9 protein-coding genes are annotated in these 12,219 nt (G+C 37.8%); 3 read left to right on the forward strand and 6 right to left on the reverse strand.

Annotation, left to right across the window (positions count from 1 at the left end; genetic code table 11):
* Positions 1-17: 17 nt before the first annotated feature.
* Both KVT27_RS14395 and KVT27_RS14400 read right to left on the reverse strand, forming a co-directional pair.
* Positions 18-1,277: a dicarboxylate/amino acid:cation symporter gene (locus tag KVT27_RS14395; protein ID WP_217581495.1), complete on the reverse strand. Its 1,260-nt coding sequence runs from the start codon at positions 1,275-1,277 to the stop codon at positions 18-20.
* A 264-nt stretch (positions 1,278-1,541) separates the two neighbouring features.
* Entirely contained in the window at positions 1,542-2,591 is a 1,050-nt protein-coding gene (locus KVT27_RS14400; protein ID WP_217581496.1) for a TRAP transporter substrate-binding protein, read from the reverse strand.
* A 112-nt stretch (positions 2,592-2,703) separates the two neighbouring features.
* Between KVT27_RS14400 and KVT27_RS14405 the strand changes: the two genes are divergently transcribed.
* Positions 2,704-4,284: an ATP-binding protein gene (locus KVT27_RS14405; RefSeq protein WP_427426941.1), complete on the forward strand. Its 1,581-nt coding sequence runs from the start codon at positions 2,704-2,706 to the stop codon at positions 4,282-4,284.
* Positions 4,285-4,312: 28 nt separating this feature from the next.
* Positions 4,313-5,008 carry a response regulator gene (locus tag KVT27_RS14410; protein ID WP_036127154.1) on the forward strand — a complete coding sequence of 232 codons (696 nt, stop codon included), beginning with the start codon at positions 4,313-4,315 and terminating at the stop codon, positions 5,006-5,008.
* A 47-nt stretch (positions 5,009-5,055) separates the two neighbouring features.
* Here KVT27_RS14410 and KVT27_RS14415 read toward each other — a convergent pair whose 3' ends face one another.
* The 4 genes from KVT27_RS14415 to KVT27_RS14430 form a co-directional block, all read right to left on the reverse strand.
* Positions 5,056-6,024: a 4-hydroxy-3-methylbut-2-enyl diphosphate reductase gene (locus KVT27_RS14415; protein ID WP_036127152.1), complete on the reverse strand. Its 969-nt coding sequence runs from the start codon at positions 6,022-6,024 to the stop codon at positions 5,056-5,058.
* A 74-nt stretch (positions 6,025-6,098) separates the two neighbouring features.
* On the reverse strand, positions 6,099-6,602 hold the full coding sequence (vrrA, locus tag KVT27_RS14420) for a VrrA/YqfQ family protein (RefSeq protein WP_036127150.1): 504 nt from the start codon (positions 6,600-6,602) through the stop codon (positions 6,099-6,101).
* Between the two features lie 153 nt (positions 6,603-6,755).
* On the reverse strand, positions 6,756-7,460 hold the full coding sequence (locus KVT27_RS14425) for a response regulator (RefSeq protein WP_008178419.1): 705 nt from the start codon (positions 7,458-7,460) through the stop codon (positions 6,756-6,758).
* 8 nt (positions 7,461-7,468) lie between these two features.
* Positions 7,469-10,156, reverse strand: coding sequence for a sensor histidine kinase (locus KVT27_RS14430; RefSeq protein ID WP_217581497.1), 2,688 nt, complete (start codon positions 10,154-10,156; stop codon positions 7,469-7,471).
* 368 nt (positions 10,157-10,524) lie between these two features.
* Here KVT27_RS14430 and kdpA point away from each other — a divergent pair, with 368 nt between their 5' ends.
* Positions 10,525-12,219: a potassium-transporting ATPase subunit KdpA gene (gene kdpA, locus KVT27_RS14435; protein ID WP_217581498.1), complete on the forward strand. Its 1,695-nt coding sequence runs from the start codon at positions 10,525-10,527 to the stop codon at positions 12,217-12,219.

Consider the following 12,219-nt stretch of genomic DNA (forward strand, 5'->3'; position numbering starts at 1 on the left):
GTAGCCTTTTTAACTATTTAAGGTTGTGCGATTTCACCTGAGAGAGCACGTTTTTCCTGCTCTGTATCAAATTCCTTCTCCATTTTTGAAACAACTACTGTCGCCGCACCATTACCAATAAGATTTGTAACAGCTCGAGCTTCGGACATAAAGCGGTCAACCCCGATTAGTAATGCAATTCCTTCTACGGGAATCATCGGGAATGCTGCTAATGTGGCAGCAAGTGTAATAAACCCAGAGCCTGTTACACCCGCAGCCCCCTTAGATGTAAGCATTAGAATGGCTAGTAATGTGATTTGATGCCAAATATCTAAATCAACACCGTAAGCTTGGGCAATAAATATAGCTGCCATCGATAAGTATATGGATGTTCCATCTAAGTTAAAGGAATAACCTGTTGGTATAACTAGCCCCACAACTTGCTTAGAACAGCCGTAGTTTTCTAATTTACGCATCATGGAAGGCAATGCTGATTCAGATGAAGATGTACCAATAACGATGAAAATTTCATCTTTAATGTATTTAATAAATTTAAAAATACTAAAACCGAAGTAATGTGTAATAAATCCGATGATGACAACGATAAAAATAAACATTGTAATATAGACGGAGAGCATTAAAAATCCTAAGTTGCCTAGAGATTTAAGTCCAAAGTTGCCGATTGTATAACTCATGGCACCAAATGCGCCAATAGGAGAAATTTTCATTACCATATTAACGATTTTAAAGAAGATATCCGCAACTTGTTCAAAAAATTTAATAACTGGCTTAGCTGGTTCACCAATCGCCGCCGCTGCTAATCCAAATAATACAGCTGAAAATAAGACAGGTAGTAATTCACCATTTGCGAGTGCACCCACAACATTATCAGGGATGATTTGCATGATAAATGCACCCAAACCGTGTTCTGCCGCCGCTGCATTTGTATATTGAGAGACATCTGCTCCGTTGGCGGCTTCTGTATTAAAGCCTTTACCTGGTTGTACAATATTGACAACGATAAGACCAATCGCCAAGGCAAATGTCGAAACAATTTCAAAATAGATTAAAGCTTTTCCCCCGATTTTCCCAACCTTTTTGACATCACCCATACTACCAATACCAATTACAACCGTTAAGAAGATAATGGGTGCTATTAACATTTTAATTAGTTTAATAAATATATCCGCCAATATTTTTAGCTTTGCTCCGAACTCTGGGAACGCTGCACCTACGATAATCCCTAGTACAATAGCAATCAATACTTGGACTGTTAAGTTTTTGAAATTTATACGCATATAGTTCTCCCCCTACAACATCTATGAAGATTGTGTGAACGCTTTCATGTCGTTATCATAGCTGAAATTTTCCGACAATAGTTTTTATGACCGTAATGTTTCTATTGTTCATTTAGTTCATTTTTCAATGAGAGGGTTGGTAAATGCAGTAATAGCAATGATTTCAGGCTGTTTTATAGTAGTTTTAAATTTTAGTAATCTATTATAATACAAAAGAAAAGATCCTTACGATATGTAAGGATCTATCATTAATGACCAAAAGTATTATGGTGCAACAATTTTTTTAATCTCAGTTAGAATCTCATCATTTTGTGTTTGGGTTTTATAAAAATCATAGACAGGGGAGAGCTGCTCCTTAAAGCGCTGTCTTTCCTTAAGACTCATTGTAGAAACATCAAAATCATCTTGCTGTTTAAGCTCTAACATATCCTGTTCATTCATACGGGCAGCCTGTTCAAACTGCCAATCTGTTGTTTCCTTCATAGCCTCCACCAATTGATGTTGAATTTTCGCTGGTAAGGAATCCCAAAAGCTTTCATTCATTAATACCGCATAGCCTAAAATACCATGCTGTGTGATGGTCATATGTTTTTGAACTTTGTAGAAACCTTTTGAGTAAATATTAGAGGCTGTATTTTCCTGTGCATCGATGGCGTGTTTCTCTAAATCTGTATAAACCTCACTAAATGAAATCGGAATAGGCGTTGCTTTCAAAACTTCAAATTGTTTCTCCAATGTTTTACTAGGCATTGTGCGAACACGTAAACCCTGTAAATCTTCAAATGTGTGAATGGGGTGATCCACAGAGGTTAGATGCTTAAAGCCGTTGTACCAAAAGCCGAGCCCTTTTATATGAATTGGTTCTAGCTCGTTTAATAATTGATCACCGATTGTTCCTGTCAGTACTTCTTGTACCTCATCATTTGTATTAAACAGGAAGGGTAAATCAAGAACTTGCCAATTCGGTACATACGTTGTCATCTTAGAAAAGGTCGGGATAATCATTTCGACTTCACCCTTTTGCAAAGCCTGAAACTCATTTTCATCATTAAATAAAGAGGAATTGGAGTATACATGCACTTTGACTTTGCCCTTCGTCTTTTCTTCTACTAATTCAGCAAATTTATTGGCAGCCTGTCCTTTTGGTGTATTTTCAGCTACTACATGACTTAGATGGATGGTAATTTGCGTGTCTAACCCCTTTTGCTCATCATCGTATGGAAGCGGCTTTGCGAAAAGCAAACCTTGTTGAACACTAATGGTGATCACTAAAAATAAGACGGTTACAATCGTTCCAATAATAAATTTTTTCATTGAATACACCCAATTTATTCGTATTTTCTATTGTTTTTGTTATTCTAACATATGGAGTAAGCTAAAATATAGTAGAGGGGAGGCGATTATCTTGAAATTTCAGAAGTTATCGATGCAAAGAAAAATTATGTCGCTGACTTTTTTTATACTCATGCTTTCCTTTAGTATTGGTGGTACTTTTTTGTTGGGGTATGTGATGAATGAACAAAAGAGCAAGCTTAGTGACCAAGCATTACTAGTAGCCAAAACAGTGGCGCAGCTTCCTGAAATTAAAACCTATATTGCCCACGAAAACATTGAAATGGCCATACAACATATTAACCCTGTAGTGGAAGAAATCCGAGATATAAATGGGGCTCAATATATAGTCGTTTTGGATATGAAAAGACAGAAGTATTCTCACCCCAGTAAAGCGGAACTGGGTAGCATTTCGCAATCTGCCGATTTAAACGCTGCTTTTTCCGAACATTACTATACGTCAATCGCACATGGGGAGCATGGCAACATGGTTCGCGCGTTTGTACCAATTATGAACAATCAAGGACAACAAATAGGTGTTACGGTCGTTGGATATAGTGTTTTGACGGTGGCGGAATTACTGCAATCGATGCAAACGGAGCTGATCATTACTTTACTATTATCTTTAATCTTTAGCGTATGGGGTGCGCGAACATTAGGGCTTCATATGAAAAAGCAAATGTTTGGATTAGAGCCTCATGAAATTGCCAAAATGTATGTAGAACGAACGGAAACCTTTAATGCGATGCATGAGGGCATTATTGCGATCGATAATGATTTGACCATTACCATTTTTAATGAGAAGGCCTGCGAAATACTTGGAGTTGACGAAGAACCATCTAATTTGATTGGTCAGAAAATTTTTCACGTCTTACCGGATACAAGGCTACCTGAAATTTTGGAGCTTGATCAGCCACTATTTAACCGAGAGTTATATATAAATGATCATAGTATTATGAGTAATCGTATCCCCATACAGGTTAGTGGAGAAACTGTTGGAGCAGTGGCCATGTTTAAAGATCGGACAGAAGTGAAGAAGCTTGCTGAAGAGCTGACAGGAGTACGAGCATTTGTTCAAGCGCTTCGTGTTCAAACACATGAGCATAAAAATAAACTGCATACGATAGCTGGACTTTTACAACTTGGACATCATGAGCAGGCTTTATCCTACTTGACGCAGGTAAAGGAAGAACACGATGAAATTACTAACTTTTTAAATGAACGTATTAAGAATGAAAATATTTCAGGGCTATTACTTAGTAAAATTTCCTATGCTAAAGAACAAGGAATCCGACTGGAAATTGACCGTGAAAGTCGTTTAACATCCTTTCCACCTAATTTAGATCATCATGATTTTGTCATTCTATTCGGGAATTTAATAGAAAATGCCTTTGATGCATTAAGGGATACACAGGTGGAGGAAAAGGTTATCCATGTTTCTGTCGATGAAGACGAGGATGTCTTAGCGATTCTGGTCACGGATAACGGTGTTGGCATGACAGATGAGATCAAGAGCCATATTTTTGACAATGGTTATTCTACAAAAGAGAAAAATTACAGAGGAATAGGGCTATTTTTAATAAAAGAGATTGTTGAAAAAGGACAAGGTGATATTGAAGTCATCAGCGAACCAAATAAAGGGACTAGTTTTTTACTAACATTTTACTATGCATAAGCATTAATTTTGGAATGGAGGGCTGATAATGGTACAAATCAAAGTATTATTAATTGAGGATGATCCAATGGTCCGTGAGGTGAATCGTCAATTTATTGAAAAGGTAGATCACTTTCAGGTGATTGGACAAGCATCCAATGGTTTAGATGGCGTGACGCAAATTCGTCAACATCAGCCTGACTTAGTATTTATGGATATTTTTATGCCGGAGCAAGATGGCATCACTAGTTTACATAAAATTCGCGAGCTGGACTTACCAGTAGATGTTATCACTGTCACGGCTGCGAATGATATGGACACGGTGAAACAAGTATTGCATCTAGGTGTTTTTGATTATATTATGAAGCCCTTTTCGTTTGAACGTGTCAAAGGGACACTTGAAAATTATTTACGCTTTAAAAAGCAAACGCAAACGGAACGCGAGCTGACACAAGGTGAATTGGATCAGCTATTCCATTATCGTGATGGCACTTTGGAACAGTCTACCTTATTACAAACAGAAAAAAACCTGCCGAAAGGCTTTAACCGTACAACGCTGGAAAAAGTGGTGCACTTTTTGCAATCGGTAGATGGTGCATCGGCAGAAGAAGTTGCAAGTGGCGTTGGGATTGCTCGTGTAACAGCTAGAAGATATTTAGATTATTTAGAGAAACAAGAGAAAATTACGATGGATGTCCATTATGGTGGAATTGGTCGTCCGATAAACTATTATTTTAGTAAATAAAGAAAAAATCCTGTTTGTCATCATGACAAGCAGGATTTTTTTAGTAATCAATGGGGCATAATTTTCTCAACTGGTGTAGGTGTTTTAATCTTCGGTAGAATTTTATCTAATGTCACTGTACGTTTGATAACGTGTGTGGATGGATCATTTTCATCAAATTGATCCAAGAAGGCAATGACCTCTTTGACAATAGGTGTTGGTGTTGAAGCACCTGCTGTCACAGCAACTTTATTAATGCCTTTTAACCAATCTATTTTAAGCTCTGAAACGTCCGCGATACGATAGGAAGGTGTCCCAGCGATTTCAACAGAAACTTGCGTTAAACGATTGGAGTTATTCGATTTAGGGTCACCTACAACAATCAATAGTTCCGCTTCTCCTGCCTGCTTAGCGACAGCTTCTTGACGGACTTGAGTAGCTAAACAAATCTCTTTGTGTACCTCAATATGAGGGAATTTTTCTTTTAAACTATCCATTAAATGGGCGACATCCCATTGGCTCATTGTCGTTTGATTTGTGACAAGCAATTTATCATTCGTTAAGTTTAACGCATCAATATCATTGGAAGATTGAACTAAATGGACATGATCAGGTGCAACGCCAATGGCACCCTCAGGTTCCGGGTGTCCTTTTTTCCCAATATAAATAATATCATAGCCTTCTGCAGATTTTTCACGAATTAAATCGTGAGTAACAGTTACATCAGGACATGTAGCATCAATGGACACTAGGCCTTTACGCTTCGCAATTTCACGAATTTCAGGTGAGACACCATGTGCTGTGAAAATCACAGTACCAGATTCAACTTGTTCGATAATTTCTAAGCGATTATCGCCGTCTAAAGTGATGATACCATCTTCTTCGAACGCGTCTGTGACATGTTTATTATGGACAATCATTCCTAGAATGTAGATAGGTCTTGGTAATGTTTTATCAAGTGCGGCGTTTCGTGCGATGACCATCGCATCAACAACACCGTAGCAATAGCCACGTGGATTAATTTTTAATACTTGCATGGTTGTGACTCCTTTCAAGCTTTACCTATCTACATTATAACGGACAGGGGCGGCGAATACAAAGAAACGTTCATTTACATTGGTGGCTGGAAAATACGTGGTTTAGATGGAATTGGTTCAGGAGGCGAAAATGATGCTGATGTACTTTGTCTTGCCGATCGCTTAGTTCCTGTAGCAGCCTTGCTATCACTGCCTGCACGATCAGCGCCAGCCGCTCCGCCTCCCGTCGAAGGTAGTCCTTGGAATCCTTTATATAACTTTAATAAGGACGGTATATTTTTAACCATTGGCATCGCTTGTTGAATATAAGGGGTATAAGTTTTAGCGGAATTAAATAAACTGTTTGCTTGTTGTAAGAATGAACCGATTTTAGAAGGTTCTTGCACAGGTGGCATCGGCATTTGTCCTCCAAAGGAACCTATTCCATTTGCCATTGGAAAGCCGCCTGGAATTCGTGGTTGAGCAGGGAAGCCTCCAGGCGGGAAAAAGGACTGCGGTGACATCTGTGGTGGTGTTGGCATGGGCATTCTCATGCCACCGGGATACATAGGGTATGGATAAGGTGGTCGAAATACCATAATGATCTCCTTTCTACTTGTTTTTCATTGATGACATACCTGATTATAGCTATGATATGCAGAGGCTAATGGGAGGGTGCGATAATTTATAAGGCGAATTCATCAAAGAAAGAGCAGAAGTGCAACTAAGCCTTCTGCTACGATCCTTTTATCTTATTCATCTTCATGATAGCGAAGCATTCGATAACCGACCCGCACATGTGTCTGTATCAGTTTAGGCTGTGCTGGATCAGCTTCTATTTTTTTTCGAAGTGTCGCCATAAACACCCGTAAACTTGGAATATCTGATTGTAGAGCATTGTGCCAGATTTCCTTTAAAATAAAATTATGTGTTAGAACTTTCCCGACATGCTTGGATAAAACAACTAAAAGTTTATATTCAATAGGCGTGACATGTATTTCTTTGCCATTTACTAATACGGTTTGATCTACATAATTAATTTGAAGATAACCATTGGTAAAAGTTGAATTTTCCTGTTCTGGTGGATGTTCATAGGCTGCTCTCCTTAAAGCAACACGAATTCTTGCTAATAATTCTTCCACACTGAATGGCTTCGTGACATAATCATCTGCACCTGCATCCAGGGCGTTAATCTTATCATATTCTTCCCCGCGGGCACTGACGACAATAATGGGTGTTTGAGTCCAGCTTCTAATTTTTGTAATAAGCTCTACACCATCTATGTCTGGTAGTCCTAAATCCAAAATATAAACATCTGGTTTCATGGTAATAGCCTTTTGAAGTGCACGATTCCCATCTTGGGCAATGTCGAATTCATACTGCTGGGTAGCTAATGTCATTTTTATTAAATTGGCAATGGCCACATCATCTTCTACTACTAGAATTCGTTTATTTATCAAATTTTTTACTCCTTTTTCAGTGAAAAGTTAAAAATTGTTCCTTGAGGTTTATTATCTGCAACAGTGATGTGACTACCATGTAATTTTAAAATTGTTTGACACAGGGCTAAGCCTAAACCGAGCCCACGTCTACTATCACTGCGTTGTACCTTGCCAGTCGTAAACGGCTCAAACAAATTACTCTTTAAGGAATCATCAATTCCTGGTCCATTATCTGAAATACTGAAGTTTACTAAACCATCACATTCCTTCACCAAAATAGCAATGTCACTACCTGGGGGTGTGTAGGTCAATGCATTATCGATGATATTGATAAAAACCTGTATGATCAATCTCGCATCCATTAGGCTTAATAAAAATTCTGGTTCTATTTGATAGGATATTGTATGCGAGCTATTTTGGTGAACAACATGGGAAAGAGCCTCTTGAATAATATCTTCTACTAATTCTAATTGCATTTCTAAAGCAAATTGTCCATCCTCTAGCTTAGAAACCGCTAGTAGGTTTTCAACCATTTGTACAAGCCATTTCGAATTATTAAAAATATCCTCATACAATTTATTTTTTTCACTATCGGGTATTAATGGTGCGTTGTTTAGTAAGATATCCGCATTACCAGAAATAGCAGTGAGCGGTGTTCGAAGGTCATGAGACACTGCCCGTAAAAGGTTAGCCCGCATCTGTTCCATTTCAGCTTCTCGCGCTACTTCTTCGTGGAGCTTCTGTAAATACCATTTATCCATTGCGAATGAAAAATCATTAATGATGGCATTCAAAATATTGCGTTCAAATGCAGGAAGTGGCGATAGTTTAGACAGTGCAATACCTATAACCCCTTTCACATTTCCATTAGAAATAACGGGTATATAGTAAGCATTCACCTCAGGAAATATATCTGTGGATACACCAGCGACATGTTTATTATTCGTCACCCAGCTCACAACGCCATGCTCGTTTGGGTTATTAAAAAGCGTAGCTATTTTTTGATTTTCAATTGTAGATATTTTCTCCGTACGAAAAAAAGTAGATTTCCCAATTGCCTGATTGTCTATTTCAAAAAATTGCACAGGTTTTTCTACTAATTTGACAATTTGAGTCATGCCTTCCGTAATAATTTCCTCAATAGACTTTGCATGTTGCAGTCTACGATTTGTTTCAAGTAGCACTTCCATTCGATAAGATTTTCGTATAGCTATAATCGTTTGCGCCTTGATTTTTTTCGTTAAGCTACTGGTAATTACTCCAGAGAGAAACATGATAAAAAAAGTCATAGGATAGTCACGATGATACGCATCAAATGAAAACCGTGGCTCTGTAAAAAAATAATTAAAAAGTAAAACAGCAACGATGGAACTAATAATGCTCATTATCCATCCTGATGACCAAATAGCAAGAATGAGAACACCTAGAATATAAATGGTTATGATATTAGGCTCGCTAATATCAATGGAATACAAATATAGGCCGACTATGGATATTACGCTAAATACGATAAACATTTTAAATAGATCCAGCCATTCAAATGCTAGTTTATTTTTAATATTAGGAAAGTAGAATTGTTCATTTTCTTGATCGGGCACTATGTGTATAGATAAATTCGGCACATATTCGTTCAGGCGATCACTAATTTTCGTGTTTGGCTGCCACCATTTTTTTCTCATACTTGATCGACCGATGACAAGTTTAGTAACACCACTAATTTGAGCATAGTTGGCAAGGGCTGCAGCTACGTCATCTTCTTGAACAATGACAACATGGCCGCCAAGCTGTTCTACTAGTTTGATATGTTGTTGTAGGCGTTCAGAATCAGCATGATTTCTTTCATGCGCCTGCATGTTTTGAACATAAAGAGCGGTAAATTTGCCATGCAATGCTTGGGCAAGTCTTGCAGTAGTCCGAATTACCTTTGCATTTGTAGGAGAACTACTGATACCTACAAGTAAGTGTTCTTCGATTTGTACATAGTTTCTGACAGATTCATTACTGTTTAATTGTTGATAATTGATGGTATCGGCTGTTCGCCGTAATGCAATTTCACGTAGCGATACTAAATTTTGCTTACGGAAAAATGAATGCAAAGCTTTCTCTGCCTGTTGTTTTCCATATACCTTCCCATTTTGCAGACGTTGAATTAATTCGTCTGGTTCAATGTCGACAACCTTTATTTGCGCGGCTTGATCGATTAAATAATCAGGAATACGCTCCCGTACTTTAATCTCAGTGATTTCTTCCACTAAATCATGAAGACTTTCAATATGTTGAATATTTACAGTTGTAAAAACATGAATACCTTTAGCAAGTAGTTCTTCAACATCTCCAAAACGTTTCTTATGCCGCATGGTTGGCACATTAGAATGGGCCAATTCATCGATCACAACAATTTCTGGTTGTCGCTGCAACACTGCATCTATATCTAATTCCTGAAATATTTTTCCGTTATAGGTTATTTTCTTTGTAGGAATTTGCTCAAGTCCTTCAAGTAATGCTAACGTTTCTGGACGAGGATGCGGTTCCACATAGCCAACCACTACATCTTTACCGAGTTTTTGTGCCTGATGTGCCGCATCTAACATGGCATAAGTTTTACCTACCCCTGCAGCATAGCCGAGAAAGATTTTTAATTTCCCTATAGATTGTTCCTCCTGTTGAAGCCTCGCAAGAAACATTTCTGGAGTGGGACGTATATTTTCCATCCTCTTTCACCTCATTTGTATTATAGCGTTAACTTCCATTAAGAAAGTATAAAGATTTTGCTTCTTTATCCTTTCTTAATAGAAAAAAGGATTTCCTAACACTACATTAATTTCAAAGTCAGTATGATGAGAGCATCCTTAAGGAGAAGGGGTGTTACGATTGATGGATTTTTTTATGATGGGCTTACTGATCATAAGCTTTGCATGTGTGTTGGCGTTAACAGTATGGTGCTACAAGCTAGTAGAAAAGTAACGAGGAGGAAGTTAATTTGTGGATTTTTATGGGAGTAGTACTAGTATTTCTTTTTGGTTATTTAGGGCATGCATTACTTTACCCAGAAAATTATTAAAGGCAGGGGGGACACACTATGTGGCAAATAGCCATCGTATTGATGATTTATTTACCGCTCGTTATCTTAACGGGACATTATTTATATCGGGTTACATTACAACAAAAAACATGGCTTGATCCTCTATTAGATAAAGTCGACGCAGCCATTTATAAAGTTTGCGGCATTAAACGAGCTGATATGACGGGCAAAGAATATGTACTTTCATTAATTGTTTCAAATGCCATGATGGTGTTTGTAGGATATATCATACTACGCATTCAAGCATTACTATTTTTAAATCCAAATAATATCAACAATATGGAAGCTACCCTTTCGTTTAACACGATTATTTCATTTATAACGAATACAAATCTTCAGCATTATAGTGGTGAATCTGGACTCAGCTATTTATCACAGATGCTAGTCATTACTTTTATGATGTTTACATCAGCAGCTACTGGCTATGCAGCTTGTATGGCTTTCTGTCGTAGATTAGTGGCTAAAACAGATACAATAGGGAATTTTTTTGTCGATTTTGTTCGTGTTATTACTCGTATTTTAATGCCTTTTTCCATTGTTGTGGCTCTAATTTTAGTTTCTCAAGGATCACCACAAACCTTAAATGGCAATCAAACCATACAAACAATTGAGGGGAATTTACAAGATATTGCACTTGGGCCGATTGCTTCTCTTGAATCTATTAAACATATAGGGACAAATGGTGGCGGTTTTAACGGAGCGAATTCAACAACACCCTTTGAAAATCCAACCGTTCTTTCCAATATAGTAGAGATGTTATCTATGATGCTATTGCCAGGGGCATGTGTCGTCGCGTTTAGTCTAATGGTTGCCTCCAGAAAAAAGAACACTATTTTGGGCAAACAAGGGCTGGCTATTTTTTCAGCGATGAGTATATTGTTCCTCGTAGGGTTAGTGACTGTGTACATAGCAGAGAAGACAGGTAATCCATTTATTAGTGAACTCGGCATTACACAGGAGCTTGGAAGTATGGAAGGAAAAGAAATGCGCTTTGGGGTAGCACAATCAGCATTATTTACGACTGTTACGACTGCATTTACTACTGGGTCCATTAACAATATGCATGATACATTAACGCCACTTGGTAGTCTTGTACCTATGTTTAATATGATGCTCAATGTTGTGTTCGGAGGTAAAGGCGTTGGGCTTATGAACATGATGATGTATGTTTTACTGACCATTTTCATTGCCTGTTTAATGATTGGTCGATCTCCACAGTTTTTAGGTAAAAAAATTGAAGAAAAAGAAATGAAATTAATTGCTCTTTGTATTCTAATTCATCCTGCTATTATTTTGCTCTTTTCAGCGCTTGCGGTTGCAACACCATCTGGGATAGCTGGAATAACGAATCCAGGGGCACATGGATTATCACAAGTTCTCTATGAATTCGCCTCTGCCTCTGCTAACAATGGCTCTGGCTTCGAAGGGTTAGCGGATAATTCAACTTTTTGGAATGTAACAACAGGACTGGCTATGTTTTTTGGTCGTTATGTAACCATCATCATTCAATTAGCTATTGCCTCTTTGCTTGCTAATAAAGTAAGGCATAACGATTCACTAGGAACATTAAAAACGGATACGACTACCTTTACTTTTTTACTCGTTGCTATCGTGTTGATGATTGGTGCGCTGACATTTTTACCAGCTTTAGCACTTGGTCCAATTACAGAGCATTTACAACTTTATTCTTAA

It is taken from the genome of Lysinibacillus sp. GbtcB16 (assembly GCF_019091145.1).
Taxonomy (GTDB): domain Bacteria; phylum Bacillota; class Bacilli; order Bacillales_A; family Planococcaceae; genus Lysinibacillus; species Lysinibacillus fusiformis.

Coding starts and splice junctions, on each gene's coding strand:
- KVT27_RS14395 (WP_217581495.1), bottom strand. CDS start 1,277: ATGCGTATAAATTTCAAAAACTTAACAGTCCAAGTATTGATTGCTATT.
- KVT27_RS14400 (WP_217581496.1), bottom strand. CDS start 2,591: ATGAAAAAATTTATTATTGGAACGATTGTAACCGTCTTATTTTTAGTG.
- KVT27_RS14405 (WP_427426941.1), top strand. CDS start 2,704: ATGCAAAGAAAAATTATGTCGCTGACTTTTTTTATACTCATGCTTTCC.
- KVT27_RS14410 (WP_036127154.1), top strand. CDS start 4,313: ATGGTACAAATCAAAGTATTATTAATTGAGGATGATCCAATGGTCCGT.
- KVT27_RS14415 (WP_036127152.1), bottom strand. CDS start 6,024: ATGCAAGTATTAAAAATTAATCCACGTGGCTATTGCTACGGTGTTGTT.
- vrrA (WP_036127150.1), bottom strand. CDS start 6,602: ATGGTATTTCGACCACCTTATCCATACCCTATGTATCCCGGTGGCATG.
- KVT27_RS14430 (WP_217581497.1), bottom strand. CDS start 10,156: ATGGAAAATATACGTCCCACTCCAGAAATGTTTCTTGCGAGGCTTCAA.
- kdpA (WP_217581498.1), top strand. CDS start 10,525: ATGTGGCAAATAGCCATCGTATTGATGATTTATTTACCGCTCGTTATC.